The sequence below is a fragment of the Pseudomonas sp. CHM02 genome, from assembly GCF_000612585.1.
Taxonomy (GTDB): domain Bacteria; phylum Pseudomonadota; class Gammaproteobacteria; order Pseudomonadales; family Pseudomonadaceae; genus Aquipseudomonas.
This window is the reverse complement of the sequence record NZ_JFCA01000011.1, coordinates 38839-55301: the sequence shown is the minus strand read 5'-3', so window position 1 is coordinate 55301 and position 16463 is coordinate 38839. Positions and strand designations below refer to the sequence as shown.

General features: G+C 60.7%; 15 protein-coding genes and 1 tRNA gene. 1 reads left to right on the top strand and 15 read right to left on the bottom strand.

Features of this window, described 5'->3' with window-relative positions; genetic code table 11:
• Nucleotides 1-97 precede the first annotated feature (97 nt).
• Together gabT and gabD are read right to left on the bottom strand one after the other, a co-directional pair.
• Entirely contained in the window at nucleotides 98-1375 is a 1278-nt protein-coding gene (gabT, locus tag BM70_RS0107775; RefSeq protein ID WP_025855478.1) for a 4-aminobutyrate--2-oxoglutarate transaminase, read from the bottom strand.
• Between the two features lie 198 nt (nucleotides 1376-1573).
• On the bottom strand, nucleotides 1574-3016 hold the full coding sequence (gene gabD / locus BM70_RS0107770) for an NADP-dependent succinate-semialdehyde dehydrogenase (protein ID WP_025855477.1): 1443 nt from the start codon (nucleotides 3014-3016) through the stop codon (nucleotides 1574-1576).
• A gap of 371 nt (nucleotides 3017-3387) precedes the next feature.
• Here gabD and BM70_RS0107765 point away from each other — a divergent pair.
• Nucleotides 3388-3464 (top strand) — tRNA-Arg (locus BM70_RS0107765).
• 56 nt (nucleotides 3465-3520) lie between these two features.
• On the opposite strand, the gene BM70_RS0107760 is transcribed toward BM70_RS0107765, so the two are convergent.
• From BM70_RS0107760 to pgaB, 13 genes are all read right to left on the bottom strand, one after another.
• The gene (locus BM70_RS0107760; RefSeq protein ID WP_025855476.1) at nucleotides 3521-4114 is read right to left on the bottom strand and encodes a hypothetical protein; all 594 of its coding nucleotides are present in this window, start codon (nucleotides 4112-4114) and stop codon (nucleotides 3521-3523) included.
• Nucleotides 4111-4683, bottom strand: coding sequence for an RNA polymerase sigma factor (locus BM70_RS0107755; protein WP_025855475.1), 573 nt, complete (start codon nucleotides 4681-4683; stop codon nucleotides 4111-4113). The genes BM70_RS0107760 and BM70_RS0107755 overlap by 4 nt, the downstream gene beginning before the upstream one ends.
• 151 nt (nucleotides 4684-4834) lie before the next feature.
• Entirely contained in the window at nucleotides 4835-6475 is a 1641-nt protein-coding gene (locus BM70_RS0107750) for a VWA domain-containing protein (RefSeq protein WP_025855474.1), read from the bottom strand.
• Nucleotides 6476-6766: 291 nt separating this feature from the next.
• Nucleotides 6767-7417 carry a DUF799 domain-containing protein gene (locus tag BM70_RS0107745; protein WP_025855473.1) on the bottom strand — a complete coding sequence of 217 codons (651 nt, stop codon included), beginning with the start codon at nucleotides 7415-7417 and terminating at the stop codon, nucleotides 6767-6769.
• Nucleotides 7414-7776, bottom strand: a complete 363-nt coding sequence (locus BM70_RS0107740) for a DUF4810 domain-containing protein (protein WP_025855472.1) — start codon at nucleotides 7774-7776, stop codon at nucleotides 7414-7416. The genes BM70_RS0107745 and BM70_RS0107740 overlap by 4 nt, the downstream gene beginning before the upstream one ends.
• A gap of 29 nt (nucleotides 7777-7805) precedes the next feature.
• A complete protein-coding gene (locus BM70_RS0107735; RefSeq protein WP_025855471.1) occupies nucleotides 7806-8486 on the bottom strand; it encodes a CsgG/HfaB family protein in 681 nt (226 codons plus the stop codon).
• Nucleotides 8487-8524: 38 nt separating this feature from the next.
• A complete protein-coding gene (locus tag BM70_RS0107730) occupies nucleotides 8525-9106 on the bottom strand; it encodes a hypothetical protein (RefSeq protein ID WP_025855470.1) in 582 nt (193 codons plus the stop codon).
• 453 nt (nucleotides 9107-9559) lie between these two features.
• Nucleotides 9560-10441 (bottom strand): tetratricopeptide repeat protein, encoded by an 882-nt coding sequence (locus BM70_RS0107720; protein WP_025855468.1) that lies wholly within the window; start codon nucleotides 10439-10441, stop codon nucleotides 9560-9562.
• A gap of 58 nt (nucleotides 10442-10499) precedes the next feature.
• Nucleotides 10500-11195 carry a hypothetical protein gene (locus tag BM70_RS0107715; RefSeq protein ID WP_025855467.1) on the bottom strand — a complete coding sequence of 232 codons (696 nt, stop codon included), beginning with the start codon at nucleotides 11193-11195 and terminating at the stop codon, nucleotides 10500-10502.
• A 79-nt stretch (nucleotides 11196-11274) separates the two neighbouring features.
• Nucleotides 11275-11667: a DUF2846 domain-containing protein gene (locus BM70_RS0107710; RefSeq protein WP_025855466.1), complete on the bottom strand. Its 393-nt coding sequence runs from the start codon at nucleotides 11665-11667 to the stop codon at nucleotides 11275-11277.
• 963 nt (nucleotides 11668-12630) lie between these two features.
• Nucleotides 12631-13113, bottom strand: a complete 483-nt coding sequence (gene pgaD / locus BM70_RS0107705) for a poly-beta-1,6-N-acetyl-D-glucosamine biosynthesis protein PgaD (protein WP_025855465.1) — start codon at nucleotides 13111-13113, stop codon at nucleotides 12631-12633.
• A 2-nt stretch (nucleotides 13114-13115) separates the two neighbouring features.
• Nucleotides 13116-14456 carry a poly-beta-1,6-N-acetyl-D-glucosamine synthase gene (pgaC, locus tag BM70_RS0107700; protein WP_025855464.1) on the bottom strand — a complete coding sequence of 447 codons (1341 nt, stop codon included), beginning with the start codon at nucleotides 14454-14456 and terminating at the stop codon, nucleotides 13116-13118.
• Between the two features lie 2 nt (nucleotides 14457-14458).
• Entirely contained in the window at nucleotides 14459-16456 is a 1998-nt protein-coding gene (pgaB, locus tag BM70_RS0107695) for a poly-beta-1,6-N-acetyl-D-glucosamine N-deacetylase PgaB (protein WP_025855462.1), read from the bottom strand.
• Nucleotides 16457-16463 lie beyond the last annotated feature (7 nt).

Genomic DNA, 16463 nt, shown 5'->3' with positions numbered 1-16463 from the left:
GCCGCCTACGTACAATGAACAAGGCCTGAATGTGCGGCAATGGGCACAAAAAAACCCGCCGAAGCGGGTTTTTTCTGTCGATCAGGTCAGCATCCGCTTACAGCTCGGAGAAGCACTCTTCGATGATCGCCAGGCCTTTGTCCAACTGCTCGTCCGGCGAGGTCAGCGGGACCAGTACGCGCAACACGTTGCCGTAGGTGCCGCAGGACAGCAGGATCAGGCCCTTGTCACGCGCCTTGGCCACCACGGAGGCAACGGCAGCAGCGTTTGGCTTATGGCTGTCGCCATCTTCGAACAGCTCGACCGCGATCATCGCGCCCAGGGCACGCACTTCGCCGATCACCGGGTACTTGGCCTGGATGGCTTTGAGCCCGGTAACCAGACGCTCGCCGACAGCTTTGCAGCGGTCCAGCAGGTGTTCTTCTTCGAACACTTCCATCACCGCCAGCGCGGCCGCGCAAGCAATCGGGCTACCGGCGTAGGTGCCGCCCAGGCCGCCTGGAGCGATGGCGTCCATGTATTCCGCCTTGCCACACACACCGGCCAGCGGGAAGCCGCCAGCGATGGATTTGGCGAAGGTGGTCAGGTCGGCGGCAACGCCCATCTGTTCCATGGCAAAGAAGGTACCGGTACGGCCGGCACCGGTTTGCACTTCGTCGGCGATCAGCAGGATGCCGTGCTTGTCACACAGCTCGCGCAGGCGCTTCATGAAGGCTTTAGGCGCGACGTAGAAACCGCCTTCGCCCTGCACCGGCTCGATGATGATCGCGGCAATATCGCGCGGCTCGGCATCGTTCTTGAAGATGCGTTCGATGCTGGCGATCGAGTCGTCCACGCTCACACCGTGCAGTTCGTTCGGGTACAGCGCGCGGAACACGCCGCCTGGCATCAAGCCCATGCCGGCCGAGTAAGGCACGACTTTACCGGTGAGCCCCAGGGTCATCATGGTACGGCCGTGGTAGGCACCGGTGAACGCGATCACGCCGGCGCGGCCAGTCGCGGCACGGGCGATTTTCACGGCGTTTTCAACGGCTTCGGAACCGGTGGTGACCAGCAGGGTTTTCTTGGCGAAATCACCTGGGACCTTGGCGTTCACTTTCTCGCACAGCTCCACGTAAGGCTCGTAGGCCAAGACCTGGAAGCAGGTGTGCGTCAGCTTGTTCAACTGCTCGGTCACGGCCGCGATGATTTTCGGGTGCACGTGGCCGGTGTTCAGCACGGCGATACCGCCGGCGAAATCGATGAACTCGCGACCTTCAACGTCGGTCACGGTGGCGTTCTTCGCGGATTCGGCGAAGATCGGGTGGATCTGGCCAACACCGCGCGGTACAGCGGCTTCGCGGCGTTTCATCAGGGATGCGTTGGTCTTGCTCATAAAGTCCTCATTCGCCACTCATCGGGTGGCGTGGTCCAAGGAATACGTGGCGGGGAGGCAACTACGGCAGCATGCGATGATCGACTGCCACAGCTTTCCCGGCCACTACGAATTACGGGGTGAAACACGCAAAGGGTCAGCGCTCTCGTGCCCTTTGCGTTTGCTGCAATGCCTTGCCGGGTTTAACCCTTACAGCGCTTAGATACCCAGGCAGAGGTATTTGATTTCCAGGTAATCCTCGATCCCGTACTTGGAGCCTTCACGGCCCAGGCCCGAGGCCTTGATGCCGCCGAACGGCGCCACTTCGTTGGAGATCAACCCGGTGTTGACGCCGACCATACCGTATTCCAGGGCTTCAGCCACACGGAACACACGGCCCAGGTCACGGGCATAGAAGTAGGAGGCCAGGCCGAACTCGGTGTCGTTGGACATCGCGATCACTTCGGCTTCGTCTTTGAAGCGGAACAGCGGTGCCAATGGGCCGAAGGTTTCTTCCTTCGCCACCGCCGCGTCTTTCGGCACGTCCACCAGGATGGTCGGCTCGAAGAAGTTGCCTTCCATCACCTTGCCACCGGCCAACAGCTTGGCGCCTTTGCTCAGCGCATCAGCAATGTGCTCCTGGACCTTGGCCACGGCTTTTTCGTCGATCAGCGGGCCAGTGGTGGTGCCTTCCTCCAGACCGTTGCCGATCTTGAGCTTGGCCACGGCCACTTTGAGTTTTTCCGCGAACGCGTCGTACACCGAATCCTGGATGTACAGGCGGTTGGCGCAGACGCAGGTCTGGCCGTTGTTGCGGTACTTGGAGATGATCGCGCCTTCGACGGCCTTATCCAGGTCCGCGTCGTCGAACACGATGAACGGCGCGTTGCCGCCCAGTTCCAGGGAGACTTTCTTGATGTCCTTGGCGCATTCGGCCATCAACTGGCGACCGATTTCGGTCGAGCCGGTGAAGGACAATTTGCGCACGATCGGGTTGCTGGTCAGCTCGCCGCCGATGTCGCCAGCGCTGCCGGTCACCACGCTCAGCACGCCTTTCGGGATACCGGCACGGTGCGCCAGCTCAACCAGGGCCAGGGCCGAGAACGGTGTTTGCGAAGCTGGCTTGATGACCATGGTGCAACCGGCGGCCAGGGCCGGGCCGGCTTTACGGGTGATCATCGCGGCCGGGAAGTTCCACGGGGTGATCGCGGCGGTCACGCCGATCGGCTGCTTGATCACGATCAGACGTTTGTCCGGCTGGTGGCCAGGAATCACGTCGCCGTAGATGCGCTTGGCTTCTTCGGCGAACCATTCGATAAAGGACGCGGCGTAGACAATCTCGCCCTTGGCTTCGGCCAGCGGCTTGCCTTGCTCGAGGGTCATCAGGCGACCGAGGTCTTCCTGGTTCTCGATCAGCAGCTCGAACCAGCGGCGCAGCTTGTTGGCGCGCTCCTTGGCGGTCAGTGCGCGCCAGGCCGGCAGCGCCTTGTCGGCAGCTTCGATGGCGCGGCGGGTTTCAGCGGCGCCCATCTTCGGCACGGTGCCGAGAATCTCACCCGTGGCCGGGTTGTTGACCTTGATGGTCTGACCATTGTCCGCATCGACCCAAGCGCCATCGATAAAGGCTTGTTGGCGGAACAACTGGGTATCTTTGAGCTGCATGTCGGCTTTCCTTAACAGCACCGCGCGCACGCGGAGCGAATTAGAGTTGTTGAAAGGCGCCTTGTGGGCTGCCGTCAGGGAAATCAGCCCCAGCGCGCGGAAGTGAGTGAACAGCGCACGGGAGACAGAGCGTTTGAAATCTCAAACGAATCCTAGGATCAATGGGGGTACAGGGCAATAGTCTGTTCGAAAAAAAGAACGAAAACGGCGCATTTGCCGAAACTTTCTGATCAGCGTGTTTGGCCCGGGTTCCAGCGCACCGATCATCGGCCCCCGGCACAGGGCCTTCGCGGGGCCAATTCCTACGTATAAACGGCCAAAGACCAGCATGGACGCCCAAGGTCGACATGGGTATGATGTCGCCCGCACAAGCATCCGTAGCTCAGCTGGATAGAGTACTGCCCTCCGAAGGCAGGGGTCGTGGGTTCGAATCCCGCCGGGTGCACCAAACATGATGAAAAAGCCCCAGGTCGAAAGACCTGGGGCTTTTTTGTGGGCGACGATTTAATGTTTCTGCAACGTCTCCAACAGCGCTGGTAAATCCTCGCCAGGAAACCGCTTGTGCAACGCCAGCAGCTTCTCATCCGCCGCCTTGCTTTCTCCGCCTGCACGCAGGTTCACAATCTCCTGCAACCCCTCCTCCAACTCCGGCAACGCCACCGGCGCGCGCTTGCTGAGCGTGGCGCTCGATTCATCCGCCATCGAGCCCATGACTTGCGCATGCTCGGCCTTGGGTGCCATGGCCAGTCGGGCCACCGGCGCAGGCGCGGACATGGGTGCCGGAGCGGGACGTGCGGCTTCCTCATGAAGCGCGGAGAAGTTCGCGGTGGAGATTTCGGGTTGCGGCACGGGCTCGCGCATCACCACGCCGATCATCAACGCCAAGCCTGCGACGGTGGCGAATGCCATCTGCCAGCGCGGCCGTTGGCAGGCTTGCAGCCAGCGTTGCCACAGGCTCGGCTGCGGCGCCGGGGCTTCGCGGCGGGCGGTGGCGAGGATGAAGGCGTCGAGGGACGCGGGCGGTTCGCCGGTGCTGTGTTGACGCATGTGCTGGAGCAGCACGTCGTCGGGGTCCGGGGTGTGTCGGGAGTCGGTCATGCGGGTATCTCCTCGGCCAGCAGGCGGCGCAGTTTCTGCTGGGCGTAACGCAGGCGGCTTTTGACGGTTTCCAGCGGGGCGCCCGTGAGGGCGGCGATTTGCGGCACTTCGAGGTCGCCGTGCAGGCGCAGCAGGAAGACTTCGCGCTGGTCTTCGGGCAGGTCTTGCAGCGCGGCGTCGAGCCGCGCCTGGTCGCGGCTGAGGCTCAGTTGCTGCTCGGGGCCGGCGCTGTCGTCGGCCTGGGCGTGCAGTTGCTCGTCATAGCTGTCGTGCAACGGGTTATGGATGCCGTGCTTGCGCCAATAGTCGATCAGGCGGTTGCGGGCGATCTGGAACAGCCAGGTGCGAAAACTCGCCCGGCCTTGTGGCTGGGTGGCGCTGCGGATCAGGCTGAGCCAGGTCTCCTGGTAGATTTCCTCGGCCAGTTCGGCCTTGTTACTCAGGGACACGAGGAACCGGTACAGGCCCTGTCGATGCCGCGCGTACAAGGCTTCGAACGCGGCACTGTCGCCGGTTCGGTAGCGGGCCAGCAGCGCTTCGTCGCTGGGTGAATCATCGGGTACGGCCATGTAGGTGGCGAACTCCTTTCGATGGATCAATGCACATTCCTGTGGGAGCCGGGCTTGCCCGCGATGCAGACGCTTCGGTGTTTCAGTCACACCGCATTGATGCTATCGCAGGCAAGCCAGCTCCCACATTGGATCGACGCTGCCGGCAAATTCAGTGTTTGAGGCTTTGAGCCAATTCCACCAGTTGCACAAACTCGTTACGCAGGCCGAACGGGTCATCGCCTCGGGCCGAGCGGGCCAGTGCGGCGGTGTCCTGCAGGCTCATGTTGCCAGTGTAGCGGCCATCGCCCTTGAGCTGTTGGGCGAAGGCGGCCACTGCCGACGCGAAGCGTAGGTCGTCGCTGGCCTTGGAGGACTCGTTGCTGATGGGACGTTCGATCAGTTGGCTGTCACCGCCCGCCGCCGACTTGTAGCGCACACGCAGCATCGCCAGCTCAGCGGATTTGTCCGCGGTCGCAGGCGCAGCGGCGTAGCGCAGAGGCTCCAACCAGCCCTTCTCGCCCTTGGGCACAATTTCGTACAGCGCCGTGACTGTATGCCCTGCGCCGATCTCACCGGCGTCGACCTTGTCGTTGTTGAAATCCTCACGCTTCAGGGCGCGGTTTTCATAGCCAAGCAGGCGATATTCACTGACCCGCGCCGGGTTGAACTCCACCTGCAACTTCACATCCCGCGCGACCACGGCAAGCGTGGAACTGAGTTGGTCCACCAGCACCTTGCGGGCTTCGCGCAGGTTGTCGATGTAGGCGTAGTTGCCGTCACCGGCGTCGGCCAGTTGTTCCATCAGGTGTTCGTTGTAGTTATCCACACCGAAGCCCAGGGTGGTGAGGGACACGCCACTTTTGCGCTTTTCTGCGGCCATCTGCTTGAGGCTGTCGAAGTCGCTGATGCCCACGTTGAAGTCACCGTCGGTGGCCAGCAGGATGCGGTTGATGCCGTTGTCGATAAACCCTTCGCGCGCCATCTGGTAGGCCAGCTCGATGCCGGATGCGCCCGCCGTGGAGCCGCCGGCAGTGAGCTGGTCGATGGCGTTGCGGATCGTCACCTTGTCGCGCCCCGAGGTGGGCTTGAGCACCACCCGGGATTCTCCGGCATACACCACCAGCGAAACGCGGTCCTGTTCACGCAGTTGATCCACTAGCAATTTCAGCGTGCTTTTGACCAGCGGCAGACCTTCGCGACGGTCCATGGAGCCGGACACATCCACCAGGAACACCAGGTTGGCCGGCGCCAGCTGTGCCACGGCACGGTCGGAGGCCTTGATGCCAATGCGCAGCAGCTGGGTGTGCGGGTTCCAGGGTGTGGCGGCTACCTCGGTGGTCACGCCAAAGGGCGAGCCATCGGTGGGCAGCGCGTAGTGGTACGGGAAATAGTTGACCATTTCCTCGAGTCGCACAGCGCCTTCGGGCGGCAGGCTGCCTTGATTGAGGAAACGCCTGACGTTGGCGTAGCTGCCGGTGTCGACGTCGACGCTGAAGGTAGAGACAGGCGTTTCGGCCACCCGATGCACGGGGTTGTCCGGCAGGCTTTCGTATTGTTCGCGGGATTCGCTGCGGTATTCCATTGCCGCCGTGTCTTGTCTCAGCATTTTCGCGCTCATGGGCGCAGGCACAGGCATGCGTTTAACCAGCGCGCCTTGCACGGGGACGCTTTGCAGCTCGGCGACAGGCGCTGCTTCGGCAGGCGCGGCCACATCATGGGAGGAAGACAGCCCACAGCCGGCCAGCGTCACCAGCACGGTAACGGCGAAGCCCTGGGCAGCAGGACGCAGGAAGAGCAGAGGACGGGACATGGGCTGAACCTCGTGAATGAATGATCCGTTCACAAGGTCAGACGCAAGGTGTGGGATGTTCGGGTTAAAGCGGAGTCGGATAACACTTCAATCAGCGTTGGAGCGGGCTGGCTGTGGTGAGTGGGGCTTGGCTCCCGACGGGTTCACCGGCCGACCCATGGGGCTGCTTCGCAGCCCAGCGCAGGGCAAGCCTGCTCACCACAGCAAGCCTGCTCACCACGGCAAGCCTGCTCACCACAGTACGCCTTGCTCACCAGAGCACGCTTGGTCCCACAGTAGGGCTTGGGTGGATCAGTCGGTGCCGTATTTCGGGTTACGCGGACCGTACAGGATCCCCGCACGTTGCCCCGGTGACAGCAGGCGCGCACTGGTGATACCCGCAATCGGGTGCGCCGCATCGGTGGAGCTGTTGATCACCTGCTTGACCGCCGCAGTGATCAGCATGCCGATGAGCCCGCCACCGTTGTTATTGCCTTCCTCGCTGGAAGCATGTGCCGAGCCGGTCCACAGGGTGGTGCCGGTGCGCAGGTCCACCAGTTTGGCCGAGGCCGTCACGGAGGTGTCGCTGGAGATCAGCATGTACTTGGTGCCGTAATTGGTGACGGTGATGTACAGCGCCGCGTCCGCACCAAAGATGTCATGCAGCTTGGCCGGCGCCACCGCCTGGATATCGTTGGCGGTGGTGAGGCCGTTCTGGCGGAAGGTTTCGTCCACCAGTGCGATCGGCAACACGTAGTAGCCAGCTTCGGCCAACGGGTAGGTCACTTGCGAGACCATGCTGTAGGACGCCTGCACTTCCGGCGATTCATTGATCGGCGGTAGCACCAGGATCGACTTGGGCCGCGCCTGTTTATAGGCCGTGTAGTCGATGGTCTTGGGGGCTGCGCAACCGCCGAGCAAGGCCAGGGCCAGCAAGGCGCCAGTGAGTTTCAACAGGCTCATTTGGTTGCGACTCCGGTCTTGGCGTTTTTCAGCAAAAAGTCCATGTACGAGGCAGACTCGGGGAACAGTGCCTTCTCGGTGCGGAATTCCTGCACCATCTGGTCATCCTTGCCCATGCTCAGGTACAGCATGCCCAGGTGGGCGTGGTAACCCGGCGGGGCCTTGCGGCCGCTGGCGTTGATCTTCTGCAGATCCCGCTCCAGTGCCTCGACCTGCGCTTCCTTGGGCTCGCCCTTGAAGTATTCGTAAACCTGCGGCTGGTAGCTTTCCCATTGATACAGCGGCTGGGGCGCCGTTTGGCACCCGGCGACCGTCGCAACTGCTGTCAGCATCAGCGCCAACTTGACTGCCTTGCTCATCCTTGTACTGCTCCTTGAGGTGCTACTGATCAGTTGCGCGGGTTCCAGGCGCCGGCGTTGATGCCGTCGACGAGGCGGTTGATGGCTTCGCGCATGGCCAGGTCCAGGACCTTGCCATTGAGGGTGGAGTCGTAGCTGGCGGTGCCGCCGAAGCCGACCACTTCACGGTTGGACAGCGCGTACTCACCGGCGCCCTGGGTGGAATACACCACCTCGGAGGTGCTGATGTTGACGATGTTCAGCGCGACTTTGGCGTAAGCCACCTGGGTCTTGCCACGGCCAAGAATGCCGAACAGCTGGCGGTCGCCGGTTTCCTTGCGGCCGAACTCGGTCACATCGCCGGTCACCACGTAGTCAGCGCCCTTGAGCTTCTGCACGGTGCCCTTGATCGCGGCTTCCTGGGAGATTTCGCCCATGTTGTCGCGGTCCAGCACGCTGAAGCGGTTGGTCTGCTGCAGGTGGGTAATCAGGATGGTCTTGGCCTGGCCACCGAGGCGGTCAACGCCGTCGGAGAAGATGCCGCGCATGTAGCTGGAGCGGTTGTCGAACTTGCCCACGGCAATCGGCACGCGCACGCCGGAATAGGCGACGTTGGCGCTGGCGACTTGTTCCACCGGCATCGCGCGGTTGCTCTCCGTGGCACAACCGGCCACGGTCAGCAGCGCTGCGGCGGTGAAGCCGGACAGCAGGATTTTTGACAGTGTTTTCACAGGGTGCTCCTGGGGTAAAAGTTTTTGCAGCAAGTGAACTAGCGGGATGGGATGTTGCGTAAATCATCGACGATGAAGCGGCTCAACAGACCGGTGTAGAACGGCTCTACGTTGGCGTTGCCACTGCGGGTTAGAATCCCGCCGACCGTCTTGAGGTTCTGCCAATGCCCAACCGCGCCGGCAGGCATCAAACCTTCGCGCGCCTGGGCGAAGTGCAGGACTTCGGTATCGCCTTTCCTGACGGTGACTTTGTAGTTGAAGTCCACACCGACCAGGTACTTGTTGTCTTCGATAAGCGGGCTGACCAAACCGCCCTGGGTGTCCTGAATACGCCGGGCGTAGATCACGTCCATATCCAGGATGTAGTCGGCGGATACCTTGCTGGTGGCGTAACGCTTGGCCTTGAGCAGGCGATCGATCAGGTCGACGCCCAGTTGCTGGCGGACTTTGTCATCCGGCAAGAAGCGCTCGTTTTTACCCCTGACCTCAACATCGAAGTTGTCGAGCCAGTAGGTAGCCGTCTTGGGAATAGTGACCGGCGCCGGGGAGATGTAGTAATCCGGCTTGGAGGCACAGCCCGCCATGAGGCAGGCCGCGAGAAATACGGCAAACACACGCATGTCTGAATTCGTCCCTGAAAAGTATCGTGCTTTAAACAATCGCGGCATTTTACGGAGTTGAAAGCCGTTCTCAAGCTGTTTTACAGCCCGAGCGGCGCCGTTTTACCGGCGCTTTGGCCTGCAAGCCCGACAAGCAGCGCTAAGGCCTTGTCCGCAAAACAAAAGAATGATGGCTATACGCCATCTCCCTGCCTGCGTATTGATCACAACCGTCTTGGCCAACCTATCGCCCAGGCGTGTGTGCGACGCCATGAAGATCCACACCCAATCGATGACCACCAGCGCTCCGGAGTTGCGGGCGTAGATCTGCGCCCCCCCTTCCTCAATCGTGCCCGTGTACCCTGCACCAACCGCCATCCCATACCCGCTAAACCTAGCATTCGAACCTCAGGCGTCATGGAAGTCTCATACCGATACGCGCCCGAACGGCCCATGGCATAGGGCTTCAACACGTCAATTCAAACCGACCTTGAGAGACCGTTCGGACGACCAGGAATCCTGGCCTGCCTGCAATAGCGGCTCGGCAGGAATACGGTATTGACCGAATGCGGTGACTACGGCCTGGTCTACCTCAGCGTTGCCCGAGCTTTCGATCAATAGGATTTTCGGCACATTCGAACCCGACTGGCCTTGCACTTGCAGCGTCACCGGCGTGCTCGCGCTGCCGCGTTTGATTTGCTTGTTCAAGGCAATCTCGATGTCCAGTGCCGTACGATTGAGGCTCTTGCGACTGGTGTCAGCCCAGACATCGTTGTAGCGCTGTGTCTGTTCAGGCGTCAGCATCGGTCGTTGAGCGCGAATGCGCTGAAGGCCTTTCCAGGCAACATCGCCGGCATGCTGGCTGGCCTCCACGTAACACATCATGGCCCCGAACAGATCCTGCGGGCCGCCGCGACCCTCTTCCATCAATCGGGCCAAGGCGAGTTTGCTTTTGTCGCTGTCGCTGTTGGTCAGCGCCAACTGATAAAGCCGTCGCGCCTCCACATCGTTGCGCACTTGCCCGTGGCCCTCCTCGGCCATGCGCGCCAGTCTCTCGTAACCGACGCCATCCACGGCGGCGACGGACTCGTAGAGCGATCTGGCCTTGGCAAAATCTTGTGGCACGCCACCACGACCAGATTCGTACAAACCACCGAGCGCAGTCTTACAGCGCATGTTGCCGTTATCGCTGGCTTGACGAATGGACTGAACCTGATCTGCCGTGAGGCTTTTCTCGCCCTCGGACAACATGCATTGAACGTTGGCCAGGCTCTGTTCAAAGGAGCTTGCTGGCCTGGAAGCGTGACACCCTGTGACGAAGCCCGTGATTGCCAGTAGAACAATTGCCTTTTTCATGTGATGCGTCCGTGGAATCGGAAAATAGGGGCAGCCCAGCATTAACGCACTCGCTGGCTTATTTGAGCTCTTTCACCAAATACCCACTGGAGATCTGCGTAATCCCCGTGAGCGCGCGGCGTAACGCCTCGGGGTCGGTGCGATAGGTGAGCGGCGTGTAGCCGTAGACGTTCTGGCCATTGAACGGCGTGACCGCTTCGCTGGTGCGCCAGACCATTTCATCGCCGCGATTCATCTGCGCCAGCACATTGAGGGTGGGGTACACCACACTGCTGAACCCTTGGGTCAGGCGAAAGCCCCACTCGGCCACGGTCAGTTGGATCTGCGCATCAGCGGGTTCGTCATCACCCACCACTTTGAGGGTTGAGGTCTTGGCCAACGCATCGATAAAGCCCTGTTTGAGCAATACGCCCAAATCGATTTTTTCAGCGTCCATTACCGTAAGGATCGCTACCGGCGTCGGCATCTCGGCCAACTGCCCAAGTTTCATACCACCTGCAAACCCCGCGCCGCTCAACGCAGCCGTGCCCAACTTGGATGCACCGCTGGCCATGCCAACGCCCGCGCCAAGCCCGGCCCCCAATGCTGCGCCCCAGGCTTGCTCACGGCCCATGTAGACCATTTGTTGCGACTCCCACTTAACGGGCAGCACCTTGACCGTCTTGATCTGGGCGCGGTGTTCGGGCGTAAGGGGGTGGCTGACGCAACCGCCGAGGATAAGGGTGGTAAAGAGGATGAAGAGGAGGTTTTTCACATCAGTCCTTGAACGTTTTCGCAGGGTAAAAAGTGACTGCCTGCCGGGCCTGGAGCCCAGCAGGCTTCAACGGTTCAACTCACTTGCTTTCTTTTGCCACGGTGCCCAGGGACGCATCCTTGACCAGGTAACGGCCTTCGACGTCGCTCAGCACTTTAAGGCTGTTGCGTGCGATGGCGAAGCCCATTTCGACTTCCTGCTTGAGGTAAACCACCTGACCCGCCTTGACGTCAATCGGCATGTCCGCCCAGTTTTCAGCCTTGGAACTGATCACGTGCTTGCCCGGTGTCACGAAAAAATAGATGTACTGGTTACCGCGGTTGTAACCCATCTCCGAGTCGGCTTCCTTGTCATCCAGGAACACGTTGAAGCGGACCATCATCCCCACGTTGCTCGGGCGGACCACATACACCAAGCCTTTATCGGCGACAGCAGCCTTAGGCAACGAATAGTCCGCCACATCGGCCTGCATCTTCTCCACCGACGGCGTCGAGGAACAGCCAAACAGCGTGGCCAGGGACAGAACAACAGCGGCCTTGCAGAACAACTTGATCATGTATTTCTTCCTTGTGGGTAGCGGTGGGGCGGTTTCGAAAACGCCGACGACGGCCGGTTCACCTTTTTTCTGATGCGTTTGGCCATCGCCAGTGTGTCGGCAGTGGATGGCATTACATGAGGCATTGTGCCATCACCTTGAAGCCTTGCGCGGTTTTGTAAAAAATGTGGTCTGACCTGATGTCCTCCGGTGAGGCCGGCGGTGCTGATATGAAACAGGCTGCTGCCGACGTGCTGGAGAAATAGAGTAGAAAGTAGGGGGAAGACCACAATTAATTTAACTGTCTAGTCCGGAAATAGGTTTACACCTGTTTCAGGACTAGACAAGTTTGCCGCAGAGGCCACTTAGGCGCTCTTACCGAAACCCAATAAGAACCCCGTTAAATAAATAACAAACGACACGCTCGCCAGGACTGTCCGCCCTGCAGGGTTTGCATTTTTACGCTGTTCAGGCTCAAATAAGCGAGTAGGAAAGTGCACAGAACATACCGAGTCCGTGGCAATAACAAAGACATGTTCGATCCGTCGAAAATCAAGGAGCGGCAAACTAACATCGAACTTCCGCGAACTCAAAAAATCGAGTTAGTTGGAAATTCGCACTAGCTAATCACTCAACCCATTGACTAATAACAACTAAAAATAATCAAATAGAAAAACTACTTGTCATCGAAGGTATTATTCCGACCAGCGGCAGCACTATTGATCGCGGCCCGTCAGAAACTTGCAAATAGCCATTGATTAGCCATCAAGTTCTCGCCGAGATAAGTTAGTACCGGAAAAAGAAGAAACGTTCGTGACGCTTTTGTGATTTGGATCCCATTTGTCGGGATTAAGCCAAATCGTTCCCACCGTGCATGGGAACGATCCGATGCGCTCTTTCTCAGCTGGCGTCTTTGTTCTGATCCTTGCCAGGCACCAGTGTGAGCCCCGGTTTTTCCACGTCGCGGGAGATATGGGATTTCACTTCCGCCACACCGCCGTCATCGTCGTTATGGATCACCAGTACCCCAGGTCGGCGCAACTGTTCGAGGTCGCCTTCCCCCAGGCTGAAGCTCTCGCTCAGGTTCTGGTCGCTCAAGGCCTTGCCCTCGGCGCGACGCTGGGCGAACTTGCGGCCTCGGCGTTGCTGGTAGCGCGCCCAACTGATCAGGATCACGGCGTTGAACAGGGCGATCCACAGGTAGATCTGCAGGGTATTGAGCGCGGCAAAAATCGGCGCCTCAAGCCGCGGCCCCCCGTGGGTTTCCAGCATCGAGGTGATCCCCCGCGCCAGCAGCCAGATCAACCCGGCCCAGGCCATCAGGGTCAGGAGCACATCGATGATCCACATCACCGTACGTTGGCGGGTTCTGACCAGTTTCATGATCAGGCCTCCTCTTCAGTGGGTTTGATGCCGCGATCCGGACTGACCCAGCGCGCACGCTTCTGATGCTGGTTGAACAGCACCTTGGGAAAACTGACCAGGGTGGTGAACAGGCTGACCAGCCAGAACACCATCGGGTACCACACGGTCCAGAACAGAGTTTTCCACAGGTCTTTCTCGTAGCGGCGGTCGATCATGATGCTCACCGCAAACTGCACCAGGCACACCATCGCCAGTACCAGCCCGGTAAAGGCCGGCGGTACCAGGGAGTCCACCGCGATGGCCTGTGGCAGCGGAATGAATTTGCCCACGCCCCAGAAGATCACCGACAACAGGAAGGTAAAGGCCCAACCGGTGGACAGGCAGTATTCGAACAACAGCGGCCACAGGTAGCGATGACGCCATTGCCAGATGCCACGGATATTCTTGAACAGCACTTCGGCGCCGCCCTGGGCCCAGCGCAGCCGCTGTTTCCACAGGCCGCCGACGGTTTCGGGCATCAGGATCCAGCACAGGGCACGTGGCTCGTAGAAGATGCTCCAGTGATCGAGCTGCAGCTTCCAACTGACATCGATGTCCTCGGTGATCATGTCGGTGCTCCAGTAGTCGATACGGTCCAGCGCCTTTTTACGGAACGCTACGACCACACCCGACACCGTGAAGATTCGCCCGAACACCCGTTGCGTACGCTTGATCAAGCCGATGATCGAAGAGAACTCACCCACCTGGACCCGGCCGATCAAGGTCGAGCGCGTGCGGATACGTGGGTTGCCGGTCACGGCGCCCAGGCGCGGGTTATCGAGCATCGGCGCGACCATGTAGGCCGCGGCGTTTTTATCCAGCAACGCATCGCCGTCGATGCACACCAGGTACTCGCTGCGCGCGGCGACTGCGCCCATTCGCAAGGCCACGGCCTTGCCCTGGTTCTGCGCCAGGTGCAGCACGCGCAAGCGTGGGTTCTCCAGCGCCAGGGCGTCGAGTACCTCGGCGGTGTTGTCCTTGGAGCCGTCGTTCACCGCGATCACTTCGATGTTCGGGTACAACTGGCCCAGCGCCGCGTGGATGGTGTCGGCCGCGTTATCCCCTTCGTTGTAGCAAGGGATGATGATCGAGATCAGGGGGTTGCCGGCCAACGTTGGCGCCGGTGTGTCTTCTTCCCACGGCCAGTGGCGCTCCCAGTGCAGCCAGAAATACAGGCCGCCTGCGATCCACAACGCCGACATGAACAGCGGGTAGAAAAACACAAAGTCCATCAGGAACTGCCCGGTGACCAGGAAGATCAGGCCCAGGGGCACGCCCAATACCAATGCCAGCACGAATAAAGCCAGGAGTCTGTCGAACATGGTCAAGGGTTCCATTGGTTGGAAAGGGCCGGACGCACAGTCTTCAGGTCCGGGGAGTTTTCCAGGAAGTTGTCCGGGTAGTAACCGAAACTCGTGACACCCTGGCGCTTGAGTACACCCATCCATTCAGCCATCTGCACGGCATCGATATCGGGCGCGGCCTTGGTTCGCCAGTCTTTGGCTTGCAGTTCGAATACGGTGCGCTCCAACGCGCCAGGACGCGCCGTGACCGTCGCCACCAGCTTCTCCAGCCAGGCATTGGAGGTCTTGTACTCCTGGCCTTCCATCAACGGCATGGCCATGGGCGCGGTCCAGTCATAGGTCTGGAGGAAATCATCGAGGTTCTGCGCGAACCAGGCTTCGCTGCCTGGGTTGAGCATAGGCTCGGCAAAGATATTGCGTGCGGTCTGCACCTGCGGCCCACCGATGGCGCGGACCTTGGCGGTCAGCTCATGGGTGAAGTCGATCAGGTAGCGGCTCTTGAAACGCGTCCAGCGCTGCATCACCGCCGGGTCGGCGCGCAGGGCCTCGATCGTGTTCGGCAGGCCGTTGGCGGCATACGCCTTGAGTGCCGCGGGGCTGGCATCTTCAAAGTCGTTGAACACCGCATCGTCGTGGTAGAGCACGCCGTCAAGGTTGCTGTTGCGGGCCAGGTCTTCGTAGATCTCACCGATGATCTTGCGCACCTGAGGGTCAAACGGCGACAGGCGTTGGTATTGGTCCGGGTCCGTGCCCACCTTGCCGGTTTCCGGGTCCCAACGGGTCACGCGCGGCAGTTTGGGGTCGAGGGCGAAACTGAGCACCGGCATCCATGCATACACACTGGCGTGGGCACGGGTGCGCAGTTGCCAGGCGACACGGTTGTACAAGTCGGCACGCACCGGCAAGTGGCGGTTGGGGAAGTACAGCTCATGCACCAGGCCGTCACCCTTGGGGTCGGCAAAGGCTTGCAGGAACACGGTGCCCGCGCCCATGTCCACCACGCGTTGCACCAAACGGTCGAGGTTGCGTGCCTGTTGGGCCGGGTCCGGGTCGTAGACGTTATCCAGGTCCACATGCAACACGCGCAGCGGCGCCTTGGCCTGCACCGCAACGATGCTGTTGGCGAAGTGCTCGCCATCCGGGTCGGAAGCCACCAGGAAGCGCGGGCTGTTCATCAAGTCATTGGAGCTGTCGAGGCCGTCTTCCAGGGTCAGGGCCATCTTGTAGCCCTGCTCGCCGACAATCGCCAGTGAAGTGCCCTTGGCTGCACCGTAGGGCCATACCCACACCCGTGGTTTCTTGCCGGTGACTGTCTGGATCTTGTTGGAGATCGCCACCACATCGGCACGCATCCGTGCATCGAACTGCGCCTGGCTTTCATAACGCCCCGTGGCCGGGTCAAAGCGCAGCGAGGTCGCCGCCGGCTCCAGGTTGCCCTGAGGGTTGGCGAGGATGCCGGTGTGGCTGGCATCGGTGTGCGCCGCGATTTCCACCAGGCCCGACTGGGACACTTCGCGGATCTGCTGCCAGGTGAGGAACTCTCCACGCGGCCGTGGTTGGCCGGCAAAGTCCACGGGCTTGTTCAGCGGCGTATCGATCCAATAGCCCACGGGCGCCAGCAACGCCGGCCAGTGGTAGGCGCGCAGGATCGGCATCACCCGCGTGTAAAAGCTGGAATAGCCGTCATCGAAGCTGAGCATGATGGCTTTGGGTGGCAACGCCGGCCCACCGTTGCGGGCCGCCAGGATCTGGTCGACGCTGACCGCCTGGTAGCCGTTCTCGCGCAGCCAGGCCAACTGTTCGATCAAGCGCTCGGTGCGCACCGCCACCACCGCCTGATCGGGGTCGCGATCCTCGACGTCGTGGTAGGCAATGCCCAGGAAATGGTTTTTCGGCCACGGCGCTTCGTTGGCCGGTGTCGGCCGCTCGGCGGGTGGAGTGAAAGGCGCGGGTTGCTGGGCACAGGCACTGGCCAGCATTACGCCCAGGATCAACAAGCAACGGCTGAGGACGGTCATGGTCAGG